Genomic DNA, 26413 nt, shown 5'->3' with positions numbered 1-26413 from the left:
GGTTGGTGCGTGGATCAGTGCTCTTCGGCGAGCGCGCCCTGGATGTAGCTGGCGCTCAGCACCGTGAAGACGTAGGCCTGCAGGACGATGACCAGCGCCTCGAGAAGGGTCAGCGCCACGGTCATCACCCAGGAGACCACCGAGACCGGCGCCAGCCAGGCGTTGGCGTTGAGCATCGCGAAGCCGCCGAGCGTGAAGACCAGCAGGAGCATGTGGCCGGCGAACATGTTCGCGAAGAGACGGACGGCCAGCGAGAACGGCCGGATGATGAAGGTCGAGAACGCCTCGATCGGGATCAGCAGCGGCAGGATGTACCACGGTGCCGGCGGGATCAGGGCGTGCTTGAAGTATTTGCCGAACCCGTGGTGCCGGATGCCGATGTAGTTGAACAGCACGTAGCTGATCACCGCGAGGATCGCCGGGAAGGCGATGTGCGAGTTCGGCGAGATCTGGAAGAACGGGATGATCGCGAACGCGTTCGTCACCAGCACGAAGCAGAACAGCGTCGTGAAGTAGGGAGCGAACCGCACACCCGCGTGACCGATCATGTCGACCGAGATGTTGTTGCGCACGAAGCCGTAGATCGACTCGGCGAACCACTGCTTCTTGGTCGGCACCAGCTTCGGGTTCCGATAGGTCGCCAGGAAGAAGATGATCAAGAAGCCGACCGCGACCCAGATCATCAGCGTGAACTTGGTGAACCACGGGGCGTTCTCCACACCCCAGGGCACGATCGCGGGCAGGTAGAAGTCCTCCACACTGGGTGGGAATTCCGCCTGGCCAGCTGCCAGGACGTTCGCCTGTCCGAACACCGCGTCCCTTCCTAAGTAGGCGTGCCGAGTCGGCGGATGACCAGGATGACTCCCCCAGCCATGCCGAGCACGAAGCCGATCCCGGTGGCGACGCCACCGGTGTCGAGCCACTGGTCGACCAGCCAGCCGATGAAACCCCACACGAGCATGCCTCCAATGAGGTAGCTGAGTGCGGTCCAGCCCTGACCGGCACCGGACGGATAGTCGTCCGGTTGACCGGGGGGACGGGGGGTTTGGTCATCAGCCATGACGGGGCGAACGATATCAGCCGGGAAGACGAGGCTGTGCCTCACCCCCCGCACAACCATCGTTGTGTGGGCTTCTCGTGGGCGCCGTCGTCTGTGGGCACGCTACTCCCCTTCCGCCCGTCGGAAAATGACCGGAGGCCGACACATTGCGGCGCGTCCGCTGGTTGGGACGACCGCCGGGTCAGCCGCGCGGCCGGCGGGCGTGCACCGTGGTCAGCCACCAGAGGTGCACCGCTGTCCACACTGCCACCCCGGCGACGATGCCGAGGCAGAGAGGGATCAAACCGGGCCAACCGGTCGACGCCACCGCCACCAGCACCGCACCCAGCAGGCTGAACTTCAGCACGTACAGGCCCAGGCCGAGCGGCAGCAGCAACTGCGGGTTGACCTGGTCGGCCCGGGCCAACACCACTGTGGTGAGGGTGTAGCTGAACACCGTGACGCCCACGCCTGCCGCCGCGCCGAGCGCGGCCGTCGCACCGCCGGTCACCCCGCCCACCACCGCGGCGACCGCGGCAAGCGCCGCCGACGCGGCCAACAGCACCGGCAGGTGCCGCAGCCGCCACCGCCGGTCGGTGTCCGGCTCGACCACCCCGGGCTCAGCCACGGGGGTACGCCGGGAACGCCGCGACCAGCTCGGACACCTCGGCACCGAGCCGGGTCAACTCGTCGGCCCCGCCCGGAGCACCGGGATCGGTGCGCACCGCACGGGCGATCAGCGTCGCCACCTGGCGCAGCTCCCCCTCGCGCATCCCCTGCGTGGTGACGCTCGGCGTGCCCACCCGGATGCCGGAGGCCACCATCGGCGGCTGCGGGTCGTACGGGATGGCGTTCTTGTTCAGGGTGATCGACGCGGCGTCGCAGCGGCGCTCGGCCTCGGTGCCGGTCACGCCCACCGCCCGCAGGTCGATCAGGGCGAGGTGGGTGTCGGTGCCACCGGACACCGGGCGCATCCCCTCGTCGGCCAGCCCGGCGGCGAGCGCCTGGGCGTTGCTGACCACCTGCCGGGCGTACGTCTGGAACTCCGGCTGGGCGGCCTCGCGCAGCGCGACCGCCTTGGCCGCGACCGCGTGCATCAGCGGGCCGCCCTGGGTGAACGGGAAGACCGCCTTGTCGATCCGCTGAGCCAGCGACTCCCGGCACAGGATCATGCCGCCGCGCGGCCCACGCAGCACCTTGTGGGTGGTGGCGCAGACGACGTCGGCGTACGGCACCGGGGACGGGATCGCCCGCCCGGCGACCAGGCCGATGAAGTGCGCCGCGTCCACCATCAGGTACGCGCCGACCTCGTCGGCGATCTCCCGGAAGCGCGCGAAGTCGATCAGGCGCGGGTACGCGGTGGCCCCACAGATGATCAGCTTGGGTTGGTGCGTCCGCGCCAGGTCCCGTACCTCGTCGTAGTCGATCTGCTCGGTGTCCGGCCGGACCGGGTAGCCGACCGGGCGGAACCACTTGCCGGAGAAGTTCACCCGGCTGCCGTGGGTGAGGTGCCCGCCGTGCGGCAGGTCCATCGCCAGCACCGTGTCCCCCGGCTGCACCAGCGCGGCGTACGCGGCCAGGTTGGCGCTCGCCCCCGAGTGCGGCTGGAGGTTGGCGTGCTCGGCCCCGAAGAGCTCCTTGGCCCGGGCGATGCCGATCTCCTCGGCCCGGTCCACCTCGGCGCAGCCGCCGTAGTAGCGCCGGCCCGGGTAACCCTCGGCGTACTTGTTGGTCAGGGTCGAACCGAGCGCGGCCAGCACCGCCGGCGAGGTCAGGTTCTCGCTGGCGATGAGCTGCAGGCCGCCCCGCAACCGGTCCAGCTCACCGAGGACCACCCCGGCGATCTCCGGATCGGTGGCTCTGAGCTGCGCGAAATCCGGCCCCCAGAAGGTGCTCGTCTCGGTCTCCACAGCGAACGAGTCTAGGGGGCCGCACACTGGAACCCGTGAGATGCCTCGTCACCGGCGCTACCGGCTACATCGGCGGGCGGCTGACACCGCTGCTGCTCGCCGACGGGCACACCGTGCGCTGCCTCGCCCGCAAGGCGGTGCGGCTGCGTGACGTGCCCTGGGCCTCGACGGCCGAGATCGTCGAAGGAGACCTGAGCCGACCGGACACGCTGCCCGCCGCGTTCGCCGACGTGGACGTCGCGTACTTCCTGGTGCACTCGCTGGGCCGGTCCGACTTCGAGGCGGCCGACCGGACGGCGGCGACCAACTTCGCGGCGGCGGCCCGCGCGGCCGGTGTCCGTCGGATCGTCTACCTGGGCGGCCCGGAGCCGGCGTCCGACGCGGAGGTGCCGTCTCCGCACCTGCGGTCCCGCGCCGAGGTGGGCCGGATCCTGCTGGCCAGCGGGGTGCCCACGGCGGTGCTCCGCGCCGCGGTGATCATCGGGTCCGGGTCGGCGTCGTTCGAGATGCTGCGCTACCTGACCGAACGACTGCCCGCCATGATCACTCCGCGCTGGGTCCGCAACCGGATCCAGCCGATCGCGGTCCGCGACGTGCTGCGTTACCTGGCCGGCTGCGCCGACCTGCCGGCGGAGGTCAACCGGGGCTTCGACATCGGCGGGCCGGACGTGCTGACGTTCCGCGAGATGATGCAGCGGTACGCGCGGGTGGCCGGGCTGCGCCGCCGAGTCATCGTGCCGGTCCGCCCGCTCACCCCGTCGCTCTCCTCGCACTGGGTCGGTCTGATCACACCGGTGCCGAACAAGATCGCCCGCCCGCTGGTGGAGAGCCTGATCCACGAGGCGGTGGCCCACGAACACGACATCGCCCGCTACGTGCCGGACCCGCCCGGCGGGCTGACCGGCTTCGACGAGGCGGTGGCGCTGGCGCTGGCCAAGGTGCGCGACGCCCAGGTGGAGACCCGCTGGTCCACCGCCAGCGGCCCGGACGCGCCCGCCGAGCCGCTGCCCACCGACCCGGACTGGTCCGGCGGCAGCGTCTACACCGACGTCCGGGAGCGGGCGGTGGACGCGTCACCCGCAGCGCTCTGGCGGGTCGTCGAGGGCGTCGGCGGCGAGCACGGTTGGTACTCGTTCCCCCTGGCCTGGTCGATCCGGGGCTGGCTGGACCGGCTGGTCGGCGGGGTCGGGCTGCGGCGGGGTCGACGCGACCCGCACCGTCTCCAGGTCGGTGAGGCGCTGGACTTCTGGCGGGTCGAGGAGATCATCCCGGGCGAGTTGCTGCGGCTGCGCGCCGAGATGCGGCTGCCCGGCCGGGCCTGGCTGGAGATGCGGGTACTACCGGCCGGCGGCGGCCGCAGCCGCTACCAGCAGCGCGCGGTCTTCCTGCCGCGCGGCCTGGCTGGGCACGCCTACTGGGGGTCGGTGGCGCCGTTCCACGCGGCGGTCTTCGGCGGAATGGTCCGCAACATAGCCCGCAACGCCGAACAAACCCCCTGACCACCCGGGTCAGTTGCCGGCTTGGGGTTGGGTTCGGAAGGCGGTGCGTTCGCTCGGCGGGACGAAGTCGCGGACCGGTTGGTCGCGCAGGGCGAAGGCGAGCACAGCGCCCACCGCGTTCACCATCTCGGCCTGCACCGCCTGACCGACCGCGTCCCGGGGGTCGTCCGGGTTCGCCGCCATCGAGGCGACCGCGAGTTGCGGCGTGAACGCCACCACCGTCTCCGTCTCGTACCGTTCCGAGCTGCCGGTCTTGCCCGCCACCGGACGGCCGAGCTTCGCCCGCAGGCCGGGTGCGGTGGCCCCGTCGCAGCGCCCGTACATCGACTGGTCCCCGACCGGGCAGCGGGCAGCGTCGGTGGCCGCCCGCGCCACGTCGGCGTCGAGCACCTGTCGACAGTCCGGCTTGGCGGCGTCGACCGGCCTTCCGCCCGAGTCGGTGATCGAGACCACCGGCAGCGGAGCGCACCAGGTCCCCTCGGCCGCCACCGTGGCGTACGCGGTGGCCAGGTCCAACGGGGTGGTCGCGGCCACGCCCAGGGTGAACGGCCCCCAGTCCTTCGCGCCGTAGCGGGCCAACTTCGCGTCCGACTCGGCCCGCAGCACGATGCCGAGCCGCTCGGCCATCTCCACCACCCGGTCGGCGCCGACCTTCTCGGTGAGCCAGGCGAAGTACGTGTTCACCGAGCGGCCGAACGCGCTCCACATGGTGCGGGGGCCGTCCATCGACGACGGGCTGGCGTTCGCCGGGCACCACCGCCCGTCGCAACTCGCCTCCCCGGTCACCGGGAAGCGGGTGAGCAACTGGGTCGGCGCCACGAAGTCGGTCGACAGCGGCAGGCCGGACTCCAGCGCGGCCAGCAGGGTGAAGAGTTTGAACGTCGAGCCGCCCTGGTACCCCTCGATCGCGCCGCCGCCAGCGACCAACTGGTTGACGGTGTTCGGGCGGTTCTTCTGCCCGACCGGGTTGTCCGCCACGCTGTACGTGCGGTTCACCGACATCGCCAGCACCCGCCCGGTGCCCGGTTGCACCACGGCGGTGGGCACCGCCTGGGCCCCGGTCGTCGGATAGATCTTCAACACCTGCTCGGTGGTGGTCCGCTGCACGCCCGGGTCCAGTGACGACACGATGGAGAAGCCGCCCCGGCGCAGCGCGCGCTGCCGCTCGTCGGCGGTCGCCCCGAACGCCGACTGGCTGCTCCACCAGCGGGTGAACCAGTCGCAGAAGAAGCCCCAGTCGTTGTGCGCGTCGGGCACGCCCGTGCAGTCGTTCGGGGTTTCGCTGGGCCGCAGTTGCAGCGGTTCGGCGGCCGCCGCAGCGGCCGCGTCCGCCGGCACCTGCCCCGACTCCACCAGCCGTTCCAACACGTACGACCGCCGGGCCACCGCGCTGTCGGCGTCGCCGTTGATCGGATCGTCGCTGTCCGGCGAACGCACCAGGCCGGCGAGCAGTGCCGCCTGGGCCAGGGTCAACTCGGCCGGGGACCGGGAGAAGTACCGCTTGCTGGCCGCCGCGATGCCGTACGCCCCGGCACCGAAGTAGGCGATGTTGAGGTAGCGGGTCAGGATCTCGTCCTTGTCGAGCTCCCGCTCCAACGCGAGCGCGTACCGCATCTCCTGAAGCTTGCGGACGGTGGTGAGTTCGGTGGCCGCGTCCCGTTGCGTCTCGGTCAGCCGGGGGTCGTTGCTGAGCACGTTGCGGACGTACTGCATGGTCAGCGTGGACGCGCCCTGCCGGGTCCGGCCGTCGCGCTTGTTGACTGTGAACGCGCGCACCACGCCCCGCAGGTCGACCCCGCTGTGCTGGTAGAACCGGACGTCCTCGGCGGCCACGATCGCTTGGCGCATCACCGGAGCCACCTCGTGCAGCGGCACGTCCACCCGGTCCTCCTGGTAGAAGGAGGTGATCAGGGTGGTGCCGTCGTTGGCGTAGAGGTTGGAGCGCTGGGCGGTGGGCGGCGTGCGGAGTGTGTTCGGCAGCTCCGAGTACGGCGTCGACAGGGCGCTGAAGCCGATTCCGAAGACCAGGGCCGCGGGCAGTGCGGCGGCGGCCAGCACCAACCCGGCCAGCACTCCGGCGATCACCACGGTCAGCAGTTTGTCGAGTTGGGCCCGGATCATCAGCTCTCCCCGCAGGAGCCGTTCACGCTAGGACCCGTTCAGAATGACCCGGAACACCCCTTTAGCCCCGGGTTTTCCCCAAACCCGGAGGAAACTCGCACCACGCTCAGGGCAGCAGCGCGCCGGCCAGCGGGTGGACCGTCTCCTCGATCTCGTCGGCGACCCGGCTGAAGCACTGGTCGCCACGACCCCACGGGTCGTCCAGATCATCGGTGGTCAGCGCCGAATCGCCCAGCCGCGCATCGTGAGCCGCCGCCACCAGGGCCACGCCCCGGGCGTACACGGCCTCCGGGGTGGCGTCGCCCGGCGGCAGCGCGGCGGCGTCCACCGCGGCCAGCAGCCGGCCGAACTCGCCAAGCACGAACGTGCGGGCCGCCGCGTCCGGACGAAGCGCCACCACATACTCCTGCTGGTCGGCGGTGGCGGTCAGGACCAGGTCGGCGGCATCGATGTGGTCCGAGCGCAGCTTGCGCGCGGCGAACCCCTCCACGTCGCCACCCCGCCCGGTGACCTGCCGTGCCGCCGGCGGGTTCATCTCCTCGCCCGCGTGCCAACCACCCGTGCCGGCGCTGTGGCTGTGCACCAACTCCTCGGCCTGAGCCGGGTCTTGCGCACGCCGGGTCAGCCGCTCCCGCACCGCCAGAGCGAGCAGCCGCTCCGCCATCGGCGAACGGCAGATGTTGCCCATGCAGACGTGCAGAACCGTGAACGGGGGCACTCAGACCGCCCGACCGTCGACGAGATCCGGGACCACGTCGCGCAGCTTCTCCAGTGGGATCGCCCCGGCCCGCAACAACTGCGGCACCTCACCGGTCAGATCCACGATCGTGCTGGGCACCGGGTCCGGGCACGGCCCGGCCTCCAGGTAGGCCCGCACCGAGTAGCTGAGCTGGTCACGCGCCTCCTCGGCGGTGACCGCGGCCGGCTGGCCGGTCTTGTTGGCCGACGACACCGCCATCGGGCCGGTCTCGCGCAGCACCTCCAACGCCACCGGGTGCAGCGGCATCCGCACCGCCACCGTGCCGGTCTTGTCGCCCAGGTCCCACTGCAGGCTCGGCGAGTGCTCGACCACGATCGTCAGCGCACCCGGCCAGAACGCCTCCACCAGGTCCCGTGCGGCCGTGGGCAGCGAGAAGACCAACCCGTCCAGGGTGTGCCGCGAGCCGATCAGCACCGGCGGCGGCATCTGCCGACCCCGGCCCTTGGCATCGAGCAGCGCCTTCACCGCGTACGGGGTGAACGCGTCGGCGCCGATCCCATACACGGTGTCCGTCGGGAGAACGACCAGCTCGCCGTTCTTGACCGCCTCGATCGCCGCAGCGATGCCGCGGTCCCGATCGGCGGGCGACCGGCAGTCGTAGAGCATCACGAGGAGTCAGTCTGCCACGCCGCCCCGATCGGGGCGTGCTGGCCGTCCGCCCGTCGGGACGCGGTCGCGTAGCGAGGACGCCCGGTGAGGTCCGGATGCTCCGCGACAGCGGTGAAGCCGCCGTCCTCGGCGAGCAGTGCGGGCACCGCCGCGCCGTGGGTGTCGTCGTGCTCGACGCCGAACACGCCCCCGGGGCGCAGCAGCACCGCCGCCCGCGCGACGACCGGCCGGATCACCCCCAGACCGTCCGCGCCGCCGAAGACCGCCTCCGCCGGGTCGTGCTCAGCCACCTCCGGCGGGACCACCACGTCGTCCGGGACGTACGGCGGGTTGCAGAGCAGCACGTCCACCCGACCCACCAGCTCCGCCAGCAGGTCCGGCGCGGTCACGTCGGCCTCGACCACCTCGATCGGCCGGTCCCCCGCCGCCGCCCGCTCAGCCGCGTTGCGCCGCAGCCAGGCCAGCGCCGCCGGGGACCGCTCCACCGCGATCACCCGCGCCCCCGGCAGCTCCTGAGCCACCGCCAGCGCGATCGCGCCCGAGCCGCTGCACAGGTCCACCACCACCGGGTCGGGCCGGCCCTGGGCCTGCTCGACGCCCCAGCCGGCCAACAGCTCGGTCTCCGGTCGGGGCACGAAGACGCCCGGGCCGACCGACAGCTCCAGGTGCCGGAACCCGGCCCGACCGGTCAGGTGCTGCAACGGCTCACGCGCGACGCGGCGGCGCGTCAACTCGTCGAGGCGCGCCAACTCGTCGTCGCCGAGGTCGTCGGCGAGAGCCAACCGACCCCGGGGAACCCCCAGCACGTACGCCGTCAGCACCTCGGCCTCCACCCGGGCGGAGCCGACCCCGGCGGCGGTGAGCGCGCGGGCCGCTCGGGCCACCGCGGCGGAAGGCCGGAGGGGGCCTGTCCCTTCGGGGGGGTGTTGCGGCAAAGTACTCACGACATAATCATGAAGCGTCGCGGGCGACGTGACGAACAGGTGCGCGCAGGCGCGCACGACAGGAGGTTGGCGGGTGGGCTGGCTCGACCGGGTCGATGACCAGGTTGACGCCCTGACGCACGCCCGTGCGTTGCAGGAGGCCAGCCGTTCCGCGGAGGCGTACGTCCTGCTGGAGCGTGTGATCCGCACCACCACCGACCCGATGGCACGGGCGGACGCGATGGTGCAGCGCCTCTCCGCGCTGATCAATCTCGGTCGGACCGCGGAGCTCACCCGGGCCATCGAGGAGGCGTCGGCGGCGGTCCGCGACCTCGCCGAGCCCTACCTGCACGGTCACCTCAACGCGCTGGCCGCGCTCGCCGCGCACCACCAGGGCGCACTGGACCGCTGCGTCATGCACCTCGTCCGAGCCGCCCGGGCGCTGGGCGCCGTCGCCGACCCGGACCGGGACACCGCCTGGGGCTGGCACGACCTGGCCATGGCCTACAGCTACCTCAGCTTCCACGGGTACGCCCTGGGCGCCATCGAGCGGGCCCGGCAGCTCGGGCTGACCGCCGGGATCCCGGAGGAGACGTTCGCCGCGCCGGGCATCCGGCTGCGCAACGCCGTGGCCCTGGACCACAACGGCGACAGCGACGGTTGTCTGCGGGTGCTCAGGGACGTGGCCGCCGACCTGACCCGCTTCGTCCGGGCCGGGCGGGCCGGCCAACTGCGCCCGAGCAGCCTCGCGGCGTACGGCTACGCGGCGGCCCGGCAGGCCGCGCTCGGCGACCAGGTGGCGACCGAGGGCCCCGAGCCGGCCCGGTTGATCAGCCACGGAGGGGACAGCGCCCGAGCCCGCGACCTGCGTCAGCTCGGGCAGGTGTGCCTCGCCGTCGCCGACGGTCGGCCGATCGAGGCGGTCGCCCGACTGGACACCGTCCAGGTGTCCAACGAGACGCTCGGGGCGGCCGAGCCGGCCCGGCTGCGCAGCATCGCGTTGACCCGCGCCGGGGACCACCTGGCGGCGCACCGGGCCGACCGGCTGGCGTTCCGGCTCGCCGCGCAGCGCAACGACCGGCTACGCGACGTCTACATCGACGGCATCGCCGCCCGCATCGACCACGAGGAGATGCGCCGTGAGGCGGCACGCTTCGAGGGCGAGGCGTTGACCGACCCGCTCACCGGGCTGCCCAACCGCCGCCGGCTGGAGCGGTACATCACCGCCGTGGTCACCCGTGGCGAACGGGTGGTGATCGGCGTCTGCGACCTGGACGGCTTCAAGGCGGTCAACACCCGGCACGGGCACCACTCCGGCGACCTGGTGCTCCAGCGCATCGCCGGCGTGATCAACCGGGTGATGCGCCGGGGCGACTTCGTGGCCCGCTACGGCGGTGACGAGTTCGTGGTGGTGCTGCCGGACACCGGCATGACCGAGGCAGCCGAGGTGGCCCGCCGGATCGAGGCGGCGGTCCGCCTGGAGGACTGGGAATCGCTGGTCCCGGGCACCCCGGTCGGGGTCAGCATCGGCTTCGCCGAGGTCTCCGGTGGCGGCGGGCTGCGCGACGCGCTCAGCGTCGCGTTCGAGCAGGCCGACCGCGAGATGCTCCGCGCCAAGACCCGCCCCCGCGCAAGCTGATCCCCGCGCCGCTCCCCCGCGCTGCCCCCCGCGCGCTGGCGTCGATCAAGGAGTTGTGGTGCCTCACGAAAGCCGTAGGGCGTGACAATCCGCCCACCACAACTCCAAGATCGACGAGGTGTGGCGCCGGGTCGGGGTCGGGGCGGGGTTAGCGGCGGGTCAGCTCGGTGTCGCCGGCTAGCCGGGCGGCCCGGTCGGCCTCGGTGAGGGCGTCCAGCACCCCGTCCAGCTCGCCGCCGAGCGCCAGGTCCAGGTTGTATGCGGTATAGCCGATCCGGTGATCGGTGATCCGGTTCTGCGGGAAGTTGTAGGTGCGGATCCGCTCCGAGCGGTCCACGGTGCGCACCTGGGCCTTGCGCGCGTCCGAGGCGGCGGCGTCGGCCTGCTCCTGGGCGGCGGCGAGCAGTCGGGCCCGCATGATCCGCATGGCCTGCTCCCGGTTCTGCAACTGGGACTTCTCGTTCTGGCAGGAGACGACGATGCCGGTCGGCAGGTGGGTGATCCGCACCGCCGAGTCGGTGGTGTTCACCGACTGGCCACCCGGCCCGGACGAGCGGAACACGTCGATGCGCAGGTCGTTCTGGTCGATCGTTACGTCGACGTCCTCGGCCTCCGGCAGCACCAGCACCCCGGCGGCGCTGGTGTGGATCCGGCCCTGCGACTCGGTCACCGGGACGCGCTGCACCCGGTGCACGCCGCCCTCCCACTTGAGCCGCGACCAGACGCCGTTGCCGCCCTCCGGCACACCCTTGGTCTTGATCGCCAGGGAGACGTCCTTGACCCCGCCGAGGTCGGAATCCTGTGCGTCGATCACCTCGGTGACCCAACCGTGCCGCTCGGCGTACCGGGTGTACATCCGCAGCAGGTCACCGGCGAACAGCGCCGACTCCTCGCCACCCTCACCGGCCTTGATCTCGACGATCACGTCTTTGGCGTCGTGCGGGTCGCGCGGAATGAGCAGCTCGGCGAGGCGCTCCTCCAGCACCGGCATGGACCCGGCGATGGCGTCCGCCTCACCCGCGAAGGACGGGTCCTCGGCGGCCAATTCGCGAGCCGCGGCCAGATCGGCGCGGGCCTGCTCCAACTCGTCGGCGGCCTTGTGCAGCGGCACCAGCTCGGCGTACCGGCGGCCGACCCTGCGCGCGGTGCTCTGGTCGGCGTGGATGGCCGGATCAGCCAACCGCTTCTCCAGCTCCGCGTACTCGTCGAGAAGGCCGGCCAGACGCTCGCTGCTCATGCTGCGGATGCTCCTTCGACGGTGCGCGACGACCAGGCCGGGGCCGGGAGGCCAGCGGCCGGACGGAAACAGAGGAAAATGCGGACGGCGCCCGCGTCCGGCGAAAAACCGGACGCGGGCGCCGAACGACTAGCTACTTGGCCTTCTTGGCCTGAACCTTGGCGTACTTCTGCTGGAACTTCGCGACCCGGCCGGCGGTGTCGAGAACGCGCTGCTTACCGGTGTAGAACGGGTGGCAGGCGCTGCAGGTCTCGGCGTGGATCGCCCCGCCCTTGGCGGTGCTGCGGGTCGTGAACGTGTTGCCACAGGAGCAGCTGACCTCGGTGGTCACGTACTCCGGGTGGATGTTTGCCTTCATCGCCTCGGTCCTCTCGTTGGTGGTCGCCGGGTCGCCGTCATCGCTCGTCGCGCCGTACGCGACGGGCTCGGGCGTGAACCGGAACCGGTGGCCGATTGACCAGTGTGCCATGGGCCTGAGCCGACCCGGTAATCGGGCCGCACACCTCGTCCGGCATCGTCAACACGTGCCTACCCGTCCGCATTCCCGCCGCCCGGCCGGGCATTCGCGCGCCCGGCGGACCGCCGCCAGGTACCCCGTCCGGGGTACGCCCGTCGAGCCGGAGGGGCGTCGATGACCCGCCTGATCGCCACCCGGGGACTGCCCGCCTCGGGCAAGACGACGTTCGCCCGCACACTCCAGCCGTCCGTCTCGCGGGTCAACCGGGACGACCTGCGCCGGATGCTGCACGGCGAGCGGCTGTTCACCCAGTGGGCCGAGGCGCAGGTGACCGCCGTACAGCAGGCTCAGGTCGAGGCGCTGCTACGGGCCCGCGCGGACGTCTGCGTGGACGACACCAACCTGCGCTCGCGAACCCTGCGGGGCTGGGCCGACCTGGCCGCGCGGCACGGCGCGGACTTCGAGGTGCACGACTTCACCGACGTGCCGCTGGCCGAGTGCCTGCGCCGTGACGCCGCCCGCCCGGCCGCCGAGCAGGTGGGCGCGGACGCGATCCGCCGGCTGCACGAGCGGTTCCTCCAGGGGCGGACGCTGCCGTTGCCGGTGCCGCCGGCACGCACCGGACGCCCCGCCGTGGTGCACCCGCCGTCGACCGAACCACCGGAGATCGTTCTGGTGGACATCGACGGCACCGTCGCGCTGGCCGTGTCCCGCAGCCCGTACGACATGACCCGGGTGGGCGAGGACCAACCGAACGTGGCGGTAATCGCGGCGGTCCGGGCGATGCACGCCGCCGGGTACGGGGTGGTCTTCTGCTCGGGGCGGGATGCCTCCGCCCGAGCGGCCACCGAGGCGTGGCTGGCCCGGCACGTACGAGTCCCCTACCTGGGTCTGCACCTGCGGGCCGTCGGCGACTCCCGGAAGGACTCGATGGTCAAGCGGGAGATCTACGACCGGGAGATCCGGGACCGTTACCGGGTGGCCGGTGTCTTCGACGACCGCGTCCAGGTGGTCCAGATGTGGCGAGCCCTCGGCCTCACCGTCTTCCAGGTGGCCGACGGCGACTTCTGAGGTGCCCGTCGGCCACTGGGCATGGCGAAGGGGCACGGCCGCGATGGCCGTGCCCCTTCGTCGCTACCGGGATGGTTACTCCCCCGGCGTCGACTTCGCGATCTGCATCAGGAACTCGATGTTCGTGCGGGACTGCTTGAGCCGGTCCAGCAGGAGATCCATCGCCGCCTGCGAGTCCAACGAGTGCAGCACCTTGCGGAGCTTGTGGATGATGGCCAGCTCTTCGGGTGCGAGCAGGACCTCTTCCTTACGCGTACCGGACGGGTTGATGTCGATGGCCGGGAAGGTCCGCTTGTCGGCGATCTTCCGGTCCAGTTTCAACTCGGCGTTACCGGTGCCCTTGAACTCCTCGAAGATGACCGTGTCCGCCATGGACCCGGTCTCCACCAGCGCCGTGGCGATGATGGTCAGCGACCCGCCGTTCTCGATGTTGCGGGCCGCGCCGAGGAAGCGCTTCGGCGGGTAGAGCGCGGTGGAGTCGATACCACCCGACATGATCCGGCCGCTGGCCGGCGCCGCCAGGTTGTACGACCGACCGAGCCGGGTCACCGAGTCGAGCAGCACGACGACGTCGTGTCCAAGCTCGACGAGGCGCTTGGCCCGCTCGATGGCCAGCTCGGCCACCGTGGTGTGGTCCTGCGGCGGACGGTCGAACGTGGCCGCGATGACCTCGCCCTTGATCGACCGCTGCATGTCGGTGACCTCTTCAGGCCGCTCGTCCACCAGCACCACCATCAGGTGACACTCCGGGTTGTTGCGGGTGATCGCGTTCGCGATCGCCTGCAGCACCATCGTCTTACCCGCCTTGGGCGGAGACTGGATGAGTGCCCGCTGGCCCTTGCCGATCGGCATGACCAGGTCGATGACCCGGGTGGTCAGGATGTGCGGCTCGGTCTCCAACCGCAGGCGCTCCTGCGGGTAGAGCGGAGTGAGCTTGTAGAACTCCGGACGACGCCGCGCCTCCTCCGGCTCCATCCCGTTGATCGTGTCCAGCCGCATCAGCGGGTTGTACTTGTCGCGCCGCTGGTCACCGCTGTTGCCGCCGTCGCGGGCCGCCCGCACCGCACCGGTGATCGCGTCACCGCGGCGCAGACCGTACTTCTTGATCTGGGACATCGAGACGTACACGTCGTTCGGGCCGGCGAGGTAACCGGTCGTCCGCACGAAGGCGTAGTTGTCGAGCACGTCGATGATGCCGGCCACCGGGACGAGCACGTCGTCCTCGCTGACCTGCGGCTCGCGCCCGCCGGTGTCGGCACCGGTCTCGGTGCGCTCGCCGCGCCCACGGCGACGGTCCCGGAAACGGCTGCGCCGGCCGCGCCGGCCGCCACCCTCACCGTCGTCGTCGTCGCTGTCCCGCTCGACACGCTGGCCACGGTCGTTGCGGTCACCGCGGTCGGTGCGGTCGGTGCGCTCGGCCCGCTCACCCCGGTCGGAGCGCTCGCTCCGGTCGTTGCGCTCGCTCCGGTCGGCACGCTCGCCCCGCTCGGCACGGTCGCCCCGCTCGGCACGGTCGCCCCGCTCGGCACGCTCGCTCCGGTCGTTGCGCTCGCCACGGTCGGTCCGCTCGCCACGGTCGGTCCGCTCGGTCCGCTCGCCCCGCTCGGTCCGGTCGGCACGCTCGCCCCGCTCGGCACGCTCCGGACGCTCGGTCCGGTCGGCACGCTCGGTCCGGTCGGCACGCTCCGGACGCTCGGCCCGGTCGGTTCGGTCGGCACGCTCGGCGCGCTCCGGACGCTCGGCCCGGTCGCGGCGGTTCTCGCCACGGTCGGCCCGCTCGCCGGCTTCCGCCTCGTCGGTACGGGTCTCGGTCGCACGCGCCTCGGTCGCACGCGCCTCGGTCGCACGCGCCTCGGCGGGGCGCGTCTCGGTGGCACGGGCCTCGGCCGTTGCGGTCCGGCTCCGCCGGGTGCGGCTACGACCCTCGGTCTCGGCGGCCGGCTCGGCCGGCGCCTGCTCGGCGCCGCGCCCTTCGGCTGCCGGCCGGTCTGCGGTCTCCCGCACCTCGGCGCGCACCCCCTCACGGGTCGGGGCGGCCGCGGCCGCGACCTCGGCCCGTGGTCGAGGGGTGCCGGCGGCGTTGCCGCCCTGCCGCTCGGAAATCGCGGCGATCAGCTCGCCCTTGCGCATGCGAGCCGTGCCGGAGATGCCGAGCGACGCAGCCAGGCTTTGCAGCTCTGGCAGCAGCATCGCCGACAGACCGGTGCCGCTACGCCGACGACGGGCGGGAGCGGCGGCGGTGGCATCGCCAGCGACGTTGGAAACATCCGACGTCACGTCGGTGGTGTCGCTCAATGGATTCCTTCCCTCGATAAGGCCGGGACTGCCCGGAGTCGGAGCTCAGGTGGCCGGGCGGCCTCGGTGCACCCGCCTCGCAAGGACGCGTCGCGGGAGTCTGTGACACAGCAGCCGGTCGGTATCCCGACTCACCAACGTCGGTGAGCAGGTCTCGCCGTCTGCGGCGACCTGTGGAAACTGCGGTGCGGCGTAGGCCTTTGGCAGGGGTAGACGGGCTGACCGCCGAGAGCTTCGGGGGTGCGCCGCCCCGCAGGAGATCGCGTGCTTCGCGGCTGTGCTAGGTCTAGAGCGTAATCAACTCTTCCGACCTGCGGCAACAGGGTCCCGCTCGGCGTGTCCAAGTCTACCCCGTGCGACCCGCGCGCCGCTGACGTCTATCGGTAACTGCCAGATCTCCCAGTCTGTTCCCACCGGGAAGCCCGCTGGAGGCCCGCTGAGCGCCAGGACAGTCGGGCCCGCCCCACTGACCACAGCTGCCACACCAGCCGCTCGTAACGCGCTGACCAGGGCAGACGTGCCTGGCATCCCGGCTGCGCGGTAATCCTGATGGAGCCGGTCGACGGTGGCCGGCAGCAGCAGGGTCGGGTCCGCGGTGAGCGCGTGCACCAGCAGTGCCGCCCGCCCCGCGGTCAACGCGGCGTCGCGATGCGGCACGGTGGCCGGCAGAGCCGCCCGCGCGGTGGCGGTCAGTCCGCGTTCCGACGGAACGAAAACGGTGGGCCGCACCGCGTCGGCGACCGGCAGGGACACCGCCCGGGCACCGCCCGGCTCGGACCACGCCACGGTGAAACCGCCGAGCAGGCACGGCGCCACGTTGTCGGGGTGGCCCTCGATCTCGGCGGCCAACCGGAGCGCGCCGGCGTCGTCGAGGCGATGCTCCCCGTCGACGACGAGGGCACGCGCCAGCAGCACTCCGGCGACGATCGCGGCGGACGACGAGCCCAGCCCACGCGCCTGCGGGATCCGGTTGACGCACTCCACGCTCAGCCCTTCGGGGTGGGCCCCGAGCACGTCGAACGCGGCGCGCATGGCCCGCACCACCAGGTGCCGGTCGTCGTCGGGCAGCTCACCGGCGCCCTGCCCGGTCACTGTCACCCGGACACCGCCCGACGCGACCTCGGCGGCCACGTCGTCGTAGAGCCCGAGGGCGAGACCCAGCGCGTCGAAGCCCGGGCCCAGGTTGGCGCTGGTCGCGGGAACCCGGACACGGACCGGCCCGGCGGTGAAGTTCGTCGGCACGCGCTCATGCTAGGGGTCGGCACCGACGAACCGGCCCCGTGCCCGCTGCCTGGGACCGCCGAGTTCAGCCGGCCGGGTCCGGTACCGGTTCGGCGGCCGGATCGGTGAGCGACAGCCGGCGGGTGGCGATCCGCCAACCGACCGCGTACACGAGGGTGATCAGACCGCAGCCGGCCAGCACCACCCGTTCGTCGACCACGTCCACCACCAGGGCCACCGCCAGTTGGCTCACCGAGATCGCCAGCGTCGCCAGCATCATGTCGGTGGCGAAGACGCGGCCGCGCAACCGGTCCGGGACCTCGCCCTGCAGGGCGAAGTTCGACATCACCCAGTTGCTGCCACCCGCGAAGTGCGCCACGAACACCAGCAGCAGCACCAGCGGAAACCATCGCACCACCGAGGTGCCCAGGTAGGACAGGCCGTAGAGCGACATGGACAACGCGAGGCCGGGCAGCAGCCAGGCCCGGTTGGTCAGCACCCGGCGCATCAGGATCGGACCCACCAACGCTCCCGCTCCGCGTACCGCGAAGAGCAGGCCGGCGCCGAGCGGGCCGACACCGTACACACCGGCCAGCAGCGGGAACACGGTCAGCACGCCGTTGCCCAGGCCCACCGCGGACTTCACCGTGACCAGCGCGAGCACCCGGGGGCGGTGACCGATGTAGCCGAGCGCCTCGCGGACCGCCGACCAGGTCCGCTGGGTCGGTTGGTCGGCGTCCCGAGGTGCCTGCAACGGCCGGCGGATCCGGGTGGCGAGGCCCGCGGCCACCGCCAGGCCAGCCGCCGCCACCCAGAAGCAGACGTACGGGCCGGCAGCGGTGCTGAGCACGCCGCCGAGGGAGGCACCGACCACGGTCATGGTGCCCCAGGCCGAGCCGGCGACGGCGTTGCCAGCGGCCAGCTCGTGCGGCTCCAGCACGTTGGGCAGCGCGGCCTGGGCGGCCGGCGAGTAGAACGCCTTGGCGACCGCCACCACGCCGATCGCGACAAGCGCCAGCCACGCCGTTCCGGCGTTGCGCACACCGAGCAACAGCAGCACGCCCGCCAGCGCGGCCACGTTCGCGCCGATCATGATCTTCCGGCGGTCGAAGCGGTCGGCGATCGTGCCTGTGTACGGCAGCAGCAACGCCACGATGCCGGTGTCCACCGCCAACACCAGCGCGCCCCAGACGCCGCTGCCGGTCAGGTGCGGCAGCAGCACCAACAGCGGCACCATGACGAACCAGTCGGCACCGAAAACCACCAACTCGGCGAGGAACAGGTTGCGGAAGCTCCGATTGCCGGTCAAGACCGAGAGGGTGGACGCCACGGAGCGCGACCCTACCTGGTCGGTGTCGGAGCCACACCCGCTCCCAGCAGCGCGGAAACCGTGACGAAGGTGTAACCACGGGACCGTAAGCCGTTGATCATGTCGGTCAGGCCCCGCAGTGCGACCAGCCGCCGGTGCGCCCCCACATCGTGGCCGAGCACGATCGTTCCCGGTCGGACCCCCGCCACGATGCGCCGGGCGTGCCCGGCCGGATCGCCGGGGAACTCGCGCTCCACCATCTGCAACGACCAGAGCACCAGCCGGTAGTCCAGCCGGGCCGCCGCGTGCAGCACCGCCCCGCCCAGGTGGCCGTACGGCGGGCGGAGGAGCACCGGCGGCGTCCCGGTCAGATCGGCGATCGCGTCGTGGCTGCGGCGCAGGTCGTCGTACGCTTCGGCGGCGTCCAGTTCGGCCAGGTCCCGATGCTCCCAGCTGTGGTTGCCCACCTCGTGCCCGGCGAGCCGGTCACGGACGACGTCGGCGTGCCGGTGGACCTGCGCCCCGACCATGAAGAAGGTGGCCGGAACCCGGTGTTGGGCCAGGGTGTCGAGCACCATCGGAGTCCACTGTGGTGCTGGGCCGTCGTCGAAGGTGAGGGCCACCAGGCGTTGGTTGGTCCTCCCCGACCAGACGACCTCCAGGGCGCCGGAGCCGACATCCTGCTGGCCGTTACCGAGGGTGGCACTGGCGGGGCCACCGGCGATCGGCATCCGGCGATGGGTGATCCACCACGCCTCGGACGTCCCGGCGCCGACGGCCACACCGCCCACCACCAACAGGCCACGGCGCAGCAGGTCGCGTCGCCCCCACCCGCGCGCGCCCTCAGCCATCCGCCCGCCCCGCTTCACCCACACCCCATCCATCCACGAGGAGTATGCAAGAAGTTACACAATGTGTGGGGGCGGTCGAGTCGGAGTGTTTCGGTCGGATGGAGCCGGAACGCCCCCGGCGAAAATCCGCCGGGGGCGTTCCGAACCGGGCTTCGACCTACTCGGTCGGCTCAGCCGGAGGCAGTGGCGAGGTACGGCTACGGGGCAGCCGCAGCACCTCGAACTGATCCGTGCCCTCCACCAACGCGGCCGACGGCGCCTGTCGCCCGGCCGGCTCCCCACCCTCGGCAGCGGCCGGGGCGGGTGCGCCGCTCGGCACCGCGACCTGGTTCGGGGCGGGCGCCTCGTCCGTCTCCGTCGTGGTCACCGCCGACCCGCCGGAGCCACGCCGTGCGCGCCGACCCCGCAGCGACTCCTTGGTGTGCTCCACCATCGAGTACAGCGTCGGCACCAGGATCAGCGTGAGCAGCGTCGAGCTGAGCAGACCACCGATCACCACGACCGCCAGCGGCTGAGAGATGAAGCCGCCCTCACCGGTCAAGCCGAACGCCATCGGCAGCAGCGCGAAGATGGTCGCCACCGCCGTCATCAGGATGGGGCGCAGCCGGCGACGGCCACCTTCGACCACCGCCTCCCGAACCCCCATGCCCTGCGCCCGGTACTGGTTGATCAGGTCGAGCAACACGATCGCGTTTGTCACCACGATGCCGACAAGCATCAGCACGCCGATCAGCGCCGGCACACCGAGCGGCGTCCCGGTGACCAACAGCAGGCCGATGGCACCTGTCGACGCGAACGGGATGGAGATCAGCAGGATCAGCGCCTGGGTGAGGCTGCGGAACGTGGCCACCATGATCAGGAAGACGATCGCGATAGCGGCCAGCACCGCCAGGCCCAGGTCCGCGAAGGCGTCCGACTGATCCGCGCTGACACCGCCGATGGTGAAACTCGCGCCCGGCACGTCGATGCCGTCCAGCCGCTTCTGCAACTCCTTGCTTGTCGCGCCCAGGTTCGAGCCGGTCGCCGCGCCGGTCACCGAGACGCTGCGCTCACCGTCGATCCGGGTGACCTGCTGCGGACCCTCACCCTGCGTGACGTCCGCGATGTCGTCCAGCTTGACCGGACCCACCGGCAGCGCCCGCAGCGCCTCCACTGTCGTCGGCGGCTGCGTGCCCAACCGCAGCACCACGTTCTGCTGCTGGCCGTCGAGCGCGACCTGACCCAGCGGCGCTCCCCGGAACGCCTGCGACACGAGCTGCCCCACTGCGGCCTCGGTGAGCCCGGCCCGCCCGGCGGCGACCCGGTCGACCGTCACGTCGACCCGCGGCACCCGCGCGGCCAGGCTGGTGGTGACGTCCTCCACGTCCGGGACGCCGGCCATCGCGGCCCGCGCCTCCTCGGCGGCCCGGGTCAGCACCTCCGGGTCACTGGCCTGGACGATCACCTCCAGCTGGCTGGTCGACGCCTCCTGCCCGCCGCCGAAGCTGATCTCGCCCACACCGGCGCCGAGCTTGTCGAACTCCTTGCGCAGCACCTCACGCATCTGCTTCGCGTCGGTGTCACCGTCGAGTGCCAACGACCAGCTGGCGACGTTGTTGCCGCCGCCGCCCGCCCACGGGTTGTCCCCACCGCCCGCGGTCACCTGGTACGTCTCGACGCCCTCGGTGCGGGACAGCACCGACTCGACCTGCTTGGCCGCGGCGTCGGTGGCCGCCAGACCACTGCCGGCCGGCAGTTCCTGGCTCATGTTGAGCGTGTCCTGGCCGGAGTCGTCCAGGAAGTTGGTCTCCAACTTCTGCGCCAGCCCGAAGGTGCCGAAGAGCACCAGCAGGCCGACCCCGACGGTGATCCAGCGGGTCGACCGCTTGCGGGTGGCGAACCCGATCACCGGCAGGTACGCCCGCTGCAACGGGCTGTGCAGCTCCTTCTCCTCCGCGGCGCGGCGGACCGCCTCGTCGTCCGCGGTGCCGCCGCGCGGCTTGAGGAACCAGTACGCGAGGACCGGGATGACTGTCAGCGACACCAGCAGCGAGGCGAGCAGGGCCACCGTCACGGTGATCGCGAACGGCGCGAAGAGCTGGCCCACGAACCCACCGACCAGCGCGATCGGCGCGAACACCGCCACCGTGGTGAGGGTGGACGCGGTCACCGCACCGGCCACCTCCCGGACACCGGTGATGATGGCGTGCCGCTTCTCCTCGCCGTACTCCAGGTGTCGTTTGATGTTTTCCAACACCACGATCGAGTCGTCCACCACCCGACCGACCGCGATGGTCAACGCGCCGAGGGTGAGCAGGTTGAGCGAGTAGTCACCGATCCACAGGGCGATCAGCGCCACCAGCACGGAGAGCGGGATGGAGACCGCGGTGACCACCGTCGAGCGCACCGACAACAGGAAGACCAGGATGACGATGACCGCCATCACCAGGCCCAGCAGGCCCTCCGTGGTCAGCGACTCGATCGACTTCTCGACGAACGGCGCCTGGTCGAAGACGACTGTCAGGTCCGCGCCGGAGGCGCCCTTCAGGTCGTCCAGCCGGTCGCGGATCTCGTGCGAAATCTGCACGGCGTTGCCGTCCGGCGCGGCGGTGACCGCGATGCCGAGGCTGTCCTTGCCGTTGGTCCGGGTGATCGCCGTGGCCGGAGCAAGCTGCTGCTCGACCGTCGACACGTCACCGAGACGGACGGGCGCCGGGCCCGGGACGACCACGATGCCGCGCAGGTCCTCCAGGGTGGCGATCGGCGTACCGACCTGCACCGGGAGGGCCAGCGTGCCGTCGGTCACCGCGCCGGCCGGAACCGCCACGCCGTTGGTCTTCAGCGCCGCGCCGATCGCCGTCGGCTGGATCTTCGCGGCGGCCAGCTTCGCCGGGTCCGGGGTGACCACCACGACGTCGTCGCGGGTGCCGGTCACCTCGACCGTGCGTACCCCCTCGATGCCCTCCAGCTCCGGCACCACCGTCGCGCGCAGCTTCTCGGCGAGCGCCCGCTCGTCCGCCGCGCCGGCCGCGGCCAACACCACCGCCGGAAGGTCGTCGGTGCTACCCGCGATGACCTGCGGGTCGACGCTCTCCGGCAGCTGGGAGTCGATCCGGCTCAGCGCGGTCTGCATCTTGTTGACCACGTCGTCGAGGTCGGTGCCGAACTCGTACGTCACCTGCACGGTCGCCGCGCCCTCACGGGACGTGGAGGTGACCTTGTCCAGCCCGGGGATGCCCTGGAGGGCATTCTCGATCGGCTCGGTCACCTGCGACTCGACGATCTCGGGGCCGGCGCCGGGATAGGGGGCCACGATGAACGCGGCCGGGAACTCGAGCGACGGCAGCAGTTGCTGCTTCAGCGACGGAACGGCGAACGCTCCGAACACCGTGGTCACCACCGCGATGAGGGCAATCAGCCCTCGGTTGGCGAGGCTGAATCTGGCGAGCAGCGACATCGGCCTGGCTCACTCCTGAACGAGAATGCGGGCGGGGATACCCGAAAGTGTGCCGGACTCGCCTACCCCGACCCCCGCCACCCCCAGGCCGTCCGCCGTCCGCCCACCTGCCGTCGATCACCACCAGGAGGGTGGCGCGCGCTCAGGCCAGGTCGAGGGCGCGGGCCGCAGCCAGCGGATCGTTCGCGATGGTCAACGGCGCCGGCGCGGTGGAAATCGCCCATTCCGGGTCCTTCAGCCCGTGGCCGGTCACCGTGCAGACCACCGTGGAGCCGGGCGGCACCGCGCCCGCCGCGGCCTGCTGCAACAGGCCGGCCACGCTGGCCGCGCTGCCCAACTCGACGAAGACCCCCACCTCGCGGGCGAGCAGACGGTACGCGGAAAGGATCTCCCGGTCGGTCACCGACGCGATCTGACCACCGGAGGCGTCCCGGGCGTCCAGGGCCTTGGTCCAGCTCGCCGGGTTGCCGATCCGGATCGCCGTGGCGATCGTCGACGGCTCCGGCACCACCTTGCCGGTCACGATGGGGGCCGCCCCGGCGGCCTGGAAGCCGTACATCTTCGGCGTCCGGGTGGTGGCGCCGGCGGCCATCTCCTCCGAATATCCCATCCAGTACGCGGAGATGTTGCCGGCGTTGCCGACCGGCAGGCAGTGGATGTCGGGCGCGTCACCGAGCGCCTCGACGATCTCGAAGGCCGCGGTCTTCTGGCCGTGCAGCCGGTCGATGTTCACCGAGTTGACCAACGCGACCGGGTAGTCCTGGGCGAGCTTGGCGGCCGTCGCGAGGCAGTCGTCGAAGTTGCCACTCACCTGGAGCAGCTTCGCGCCGTGCACAAGCGCCTGGGCCAGCTTGCCCAACGCGATCTTGCCCTGCGGCACCAACACCGCACAGGTCAACCCGGCCCGAGCCGCGTACGCCGCGGCGGAGGCGCTGGTGTTGCCGGTGGACGCGCAGATGATGGCCTTGTTGCCGGCCTCGACCGCCTTGGACACCGCGAGGGTCATCCCCCGGTCCTTGAAGGAGCCGGTCGGGTTGGCGCCCTCCACCTTGAGGTGCACGTCGCAACCCAGCCGGGCGGACAGCACCGGCGCCGGCAACAGCGGGGTGTTCCCCTCGTGCAGGGTGACGACAGGCGTGGCCGCGGTGACCGGCAGCCGATCCCGGTACGCCTCGATCAGACCCCGCCACATGTCGCTCTCCTCGCCTCTACCGCCGCGCCCAGCCGAACATCAGGGCCACCTTGGACCAACCGCCGGAGCGGTCGATGGCACACCCCCCACTTACCCACCTGGCGGGACGCGCGAGCCGTCCCGTCGATGATGCAACGACTCAGGCGTCGCCCTCGACCCGCAGCACACTCGTCACCGACCGGACAATGTCCAGACCGCGCAACTCGCCGACGGTAGCGGCGAGCGCGGCGTCCGGCGCCACATGCGTGACGATGACCAGCTCGGCGTCACCGTCGCGGCCCGCCGGCCCACCGGCCGAGCCCTGCCGCACGGTCGCGATCGACACGTCGTGCCGGGCGAACACGCTCGCCACCGAGGCCAGCACACCCGGCCGGTCGGCCACGTCGAGGCTCACGTGGTAGCGGGTCAACGCCTCACCCATCGGCCGGACCGCCAGGGCCGCGTACGCGCTCTCGCTGGCCGCGCGCACCCCGGCGAGCCGGTTGCGGGACACCGCGACCACGTCACCGAGCACCGCGCTGGCGGTGGGCGCGCCGCCGGCGCCCCGACCGTAGAACATCAGCTGACCGGCGGCGTCCGCCTCCACGAAGACCGCGTTGAACGCGTCCCCGACGCTGGCCAGCGGGTGGCTGCGCGGGATCATCGCCGGGTGCACCCGGACACTTACCGTCTCCCGGCCGGTGGGGTCGACACCTCGGGCCGCGATGCAGAGCAGTTTGATCGTGCAGCCCATCGCCTGGGCGCTGGCCATGTCCGCGGCGGTCACCTCGGTGATGCCTTCGCGGTGCACGTCGGCGGCGCCGACCCGGGTGTGGAACGCCAACGAGGCGAGGATCGCCGCCTTCGCCGCCGCATCGAAGCCCTCCACGTCGGCGGTCGGGTCGGCCTCCGCGTACCCCAGGGCGGTGGCCTCTTCGAGGGCCTCGGCGAAGCCCGCGCCGGTCGCGTCCATCGCGGAGAGGATGAAGTTGGTGGTGCCGTTGACGATGCCGGTGACCCGGTTGATCCGATCGCCGTGCAGCGACTCCCGCAGCGGCCGCAGCAGCGGGATGGCCCCGGCCACGGACGCCTCGTAGTAGAGGTCGCCGCCGCCGTCGGCCGCCGCCTCGTGCAGGGCCACGCCGTCCTCGGCGAGCAGCGCCTTGTTGGCGGTGACCACGCTCTTGCCGGCGCGCAGCGCCTCGACCAGCCAGCTCCGGGCCGGCTCGATGCCACCGACCACCTCGATCACCACGTCCACGTCGTCGCGCTTGATCAGGCCGAGCGCGTCGTTGGTGAACAGGGCCTCGTCGACCGGCAGGTCACCCCGGTCACGGCCGAGCCGACGGACGGCGATGCCGGCGATCTCCAGCGGGGCGCCGATCCGAGCGGCCAGGTCGGCCGACTGCTCGTGCAGCAGCCGGACCACCTCCTGGCCGACGGTGCCACAGCCGAGCAGCGCCAAGCGCACAGGTGACGTCATCCAACATCCAATGCGAGCAGGTCCTCTTCGGTTTCCCGCCGGACGATCAGGCGCGCCTGGCCGTCGCGCACCGCGACCACCGGTGGCCGGGGCACATGGTTGTAGTTGCTGGCCATGCTTCGGCAGTACGCACCGGTGCCGGGCACCGCGACAAGATCTCCGGGCTGCACGTCGGCGGGCAGGAATTCATCCTTCACCACGATGTCCCCGGACTCACAGTGCTTTCCCACCACGCGGGCGAGCAACGGCTGGGCGGTGGAGGCCCGCGAGGCCAGCGTCGCCGAGTAGGACGCGTCGTAGAGGGCGGTGCGGATGTTGTCGCTCATCCCGCCGTCGACGCTGACGTACGTCCGGAGGCCGTCGAGGTCCTTGACCGTGCCCACCTCGTACAGGGTGAACACGGCCGGCCCGACGATGGCCCGGCCCGGCTCGATCGACAGGTGCGGCACAGCCAGGTTCTCCGCGGCGCACTCGGAATCGACGATCTTGCGAAGCCGCTTGGCCAGATCCTCCGGTGTCGCCGGGTCGTCCTGGGTGGTGTACGCGATGCCGAAGCCGCCACCCAGGTCCAGTTCGGGAAGCTCCACCCCGCGCGCGTCGCGGATCTGCGCCTGCAGGGCGAGCACCCGCCGGGCCGAGACCTCGAAGCCACTGGCGTCGAAGATCTGCGAGCCGATGTGCGAGTGCAGACCGCGCAGCTCCAGCACACCCTCATCGAGGATCTTGAACGCGGCGTTCGCGGCGGCGCCACCGGCCAGCGAGAAGCCGAACTTCTGGTCCTCGTGGGCGGTGGCGATGAACTCGTGGGTGTGCGCCTCGACGCCCACCGTGACCCGGACCAGCACCCGGGGCCGGACCCCACGCTCACGGGCCAGCGCGGTGAGCCGGTCGATCTCGGTGAACGAGTCGACGATGATCCGGCCCACCCCGGCGTCCAGCGCCCGGCCCAGCTCGGCGACCGACTTGTTGTTGCCGTGGAAGCCCATCCGCTCCGGCGGCATTCCGGCCGAGAGGGCGGTGGCCAGCTCGCCACCTGTGCAGACGTCCAGGTGCAGCCCCTCCTCGGCGATCATCCGGACCACCGCCCGGCAGAGGAACGCCTTGCCCGCGTAGAAGACGTCCTCGGTGGGGAAGGCCGCCCGGAAGTCGCGGCAGCGCGACCGTAGGTCGGCCTCGTCCAGGACGTACACCGGGGTGCCGAACTCGGCCGCGATGTCGCGGACGCTCAGGCCCGCGACCGCGACCGCGCCGTCGGCGCCGCGCGTCACCGACCGCGGCCACAGCGCCGGCACGAGGGCGTTGACGTCGGCCGGGGTACGCAGCCAGGCCGGCCCCTGGTTGTTGATGTCCGCGTGCAGCGCACCGGCCTCATGAGCCCTCAT

At 71.8% G+C, this 26413-nt stretch carries 21 protein-coding genes; 3 read left to right on the top strand and 18 right to left on the bottom strand.

All coding sequences use genetic code 11. The features are described from left to right. Positions 1 to 14: 14 nt before the first annotated feature. The 4 genes from atpB to glyA form a co-directional block, all read right to left on the bottom strand. Positions 15 to 812 (bottom strand): F0F1 ATP synthase subunit A, encoded by a 798-nt coding sequence (gene atpB, locus ACLQ3B_RS20890; RefSeq protein WP_425782379.1) that lies wholly within the window; start codon positions 810 to 812, stop codon positions 15 to 17. An 11-nt stretch (positions 813 to 823) separates the two neighbouring features. After that, positions 824 to 1060, bottom strand: a complete 237-nt coding sequence (locus ACLQ3B_RS20885) for an AtpZ/AtpI family protein (protein WP_357246376.1) — start codon at positions 1058 to 1060, stop codon at positions 824 to 826. A gap of 181 nt (positions 1061 to 1241) precedes the next feature. Continuing rightward, entirely contained in the window at positions 1242 to 1667 is a 426-nt protein-coding gene (locus ACLQ3B_RS20880; protein WP_425782378.1) for a hypothetical protein, read from the bottom strand. Beyond that, complete coding sequence (gene glyA / locus ACLQ3B_RS20875) at positions 1660 to 2949, bottom strand: serine hydroxymethyltransferase (protein ID WP_425782377.1); 1290 nt, start codon at positions 2947 to 2949, stop codon at positions 1660 to 1662. The genes ACLQ3B_RS20880 and glyA overlap by 8 nt, the downstream gene beginning before the upstream one ends. Before the next feature lie 35 nt (positions 2950 to 2984). Here glyA and ACLQ3B_RS20870 point away from each other — a divergent pair, with 35 nt between their 5' ends. Beyond that, positions 2985 to 4448: an SDR family oxidoreductase gene (locus ACLQ3B_RS20870; protein WP_425782376.1), complete on the top strand. Its 1464-nt coding sequence runs from the start codon at positions 2985 to 2987 to the stop codon at positions 4446 to 4448. Positions 4449 to 4457: 9 nt separating this feature from the next. Here the strand turns inward: ACLQ3B_RS20870 and ACLQ3B_RS20865 are convergent, their stop codons facing one another. The 4 genes from ACLQ3B_RS20865 to prmC all read right to left on the bottom strand — a co-directional run bounded on the left by ACLQ3B_RS20865 (position 4458) and on the right by prmC (position 8882). Then, positions 4458 to 6569: a transglycosylase domain-containing protein gene (locus tag ACLQ3B_RS20865; RefSeq protein WP_425782375.1), complete on the bottom strand. Its 2112-nt coding sequence runs from the start codon at positions 6567 to 6569 to the stop codon at positions 4458 to 4460. A 106-nt stretch (positions 6570 to 6675) separates the two neighbouring features. Further along, the gene (locus tag ACLQ3B_RS20860; RefSeq protein ID WP_425782374.1) at positions 6676 to 7287 is read right to left on the bottom strand and encodes a phosphotyrosine protein phosphatase; all 612 of its coding nucleotides are present in this window, start codon (positions 7285 to 7287) and stop codon (positions 6676 to 6678) included. After that, complete coding sequence (locus ACLQ3B_RS20855) at positions 7288 to 7935, bottom strand: L-threonylcarbamoyladenylate synthase (protein ID WP_357106976.1); 648 nt, start codon at positions 7933 to 7935, stop codon at positions 7288 to 7290. It lies immediately after the preceding gene. After that, a complete protein-coding gene (prmC, locus tag ACLQ3B_RS20850) occupies positions 7935 to 8882 on the bottom strand; it encodes a peptide chain release factor N(5)-glutamine methyltransferase (RefSeq protein ID WP_425782373.1) in 948 nt (315 codons plus the stop codon). The genes ACLQ3B_RS20855 and prmC overlap by 1 nt, the downstream gene beginning before the upstream one ends. A gap of 73 nt (positions 8883 to 8955) precedes the next feature. Between prmC and ACLQ3B_RS20845 the strand changes: the two genes are divergently transcribed. After that, on the top strand, positions 8956 to 10500 hold the full coding sequence (locus ACLQ3B_RS20845; protein WP_425782372.1) for a diguanylate cyclase domain-containing protein: 1545 nt from the start codon (positions 8956 to 8958) through the stop codon (positions 10498 to 10500). A 148-nt stretch (positions 10501 to 10648) separates the two neighbouring features. On the opposite strand, the gene prfA is transcribed toward ACLQ3B_RS20845, so the two are convergent. Next, on the bottom strand, positions 10649 to 11737 hold the full coding sequence (prfA, locus tag ACLQ3B_RS20840; protein ID WP_425782371.1) for a peptide chain release factor 1: 1089 nt from the start codon (positions 11735 to 11737) through the stop codon (positions 10649 to 10651). A 133-nt stretch (positions 11738 to 11870) separates the two neighbouring features. Further along, the gene (rpmE, locus tag ACLQ3B_RS20835; protein WP_030333150.1) at positions 11871 to 12095 is read right to left on the bottom strand and encodes a 50S ribosomal protein L31; all 225 of its coding nucleotides are present in this window, start codon (positions 12093 to 12095) and stop codon (positions 11871 to 11873) included. 273 nt (positions 12096 to 12368) lie between these two features. On the opposite strand from rpmE, the gene ACLQ3B_RS20830 reads away from it, so the two are divergent. After that, positions 12369 to 13265: an AAA family ATPase gene (locus ACLQ3B_RS20830; RefSeq protein ID WP_425782370.1), complete on the top strand. Its 897-nt coding sequence runs from the start codon at positions 12369 to 12371 to the stop codon at positions 13263 to 13265. 75 nt (positions 13266 to 13340) lie between these two features. On the opposite strand, the gene rho is transcribed toward ACLQ3B_RS20830, so the two are convergent. From rho to lysA, 8 genes are all read right to left on the bottom strand, one after another. Continuing rightward, positions 13341 to 15560, bottom strand: coding sequence for a transcription termination factor Rho (gene rho / locus ACLQ3B_RS20825; RefSeq protein ID WP_425782369.1), 2220 nt, complete (start codon positions 15558 to 15560; stop codon positions 13341 to 13343). Between the two features lie 297 nt (positions 15561 to 15857). After that, positions 15858 to 16802, bottom strand: coding sequence for a homoserine kinase (gene thrB, locus ACLQ3B_RS20820; protein ID WP_425782368.1), 945 nt, complete (start codon positions 16800 to 16802; stop codon positions 15858 to 15860). A gap of 64 nt (positions 16803 to 16866) precedes the next feature. Beyond that, positions 16867 to 18111: an MFS transporter gene (locus tag ACLQ3B_RS20815; protein ID WP_425782367.1), complete on the bottom strand. Its 1245-nt coding sequence runs from the start codon at positions 18109 to 18111 to the stop codon at positions 16867 to 16869. Between the two features lie 11 nt (positions 18112 to 18122). Continuing rightward, positions 18123 to 18974 (bottom strand): polysaccharide deacetylase family protein, encoded by an 852-nt coding sequence (locus ACLQ3B_RS20810; RefSeq protein ID WP_425782366.1) that lies wholly within the window; start codon positions 18972 to 18974, stop codon positions 18123 to 18125. A 124-nt stretch (positions 18975 to 19098) separates the two neighbouring features. Continuing rightward, positions 19099 to 22377, bottom strand: a complete 3279-nt coding sequence (locus ACLQ3B_RS20805; protein ID WP_425782365.1) for an efflux RND transporter permease subunit — start codon at positions 22375 to 22377, stop codon at positions 19099 to 19101. A gap of 142 nt (positions 22378 to 22519) precedes the next feature. Continuing rightward, positions 22520 to 23569, bottom strand: coding sequence for a threonine synthase (gene thrC / locus ACLQ3B_RS20800; RefSeq protein ID WP_425782364.1), 1050 nt, complete (start codon positions 23567 to 23569; stop codon positions 22520 to 22522). Positions 23570 to 23708: 139 nt separating this feature from the next. After that, complete coding sequence (locus tag ACLQ3B_RS20795) at positions 23709 to 25019, bottom strand: homoserine dehydrogenase (protein WP_425782547.1); 1311 nt, start codon at positions 25017 to 25019, stop codon at positions 23709 to 23711. A gap of 8 nt (positions 25020 to 25027) precedes the next feature. Further along, complete coding sequence (lysA, locus tag ACLQ3B_RS20790; protein WP_425782363.1) at positions 25028 to 26413, bottom strand: diaminopimelate decarboxylase; 1386 nt, start codon at positions 26411 to 26413, stop codon at positions 25028 to 25030.

The organism is Micromonospora sp. DT53 (assembly GCF_049841535.1).
Taxonomy (GTDB): Bacteria; Actinomycetota; Actinomycetes; order Mycobacteriales; family Micromonosporaceae; genus Micromonospora.
Note: the sequence above shows the minus strand (reverse complement) of the source record. Positions and strands in the feature narration are given on the sequence as shown.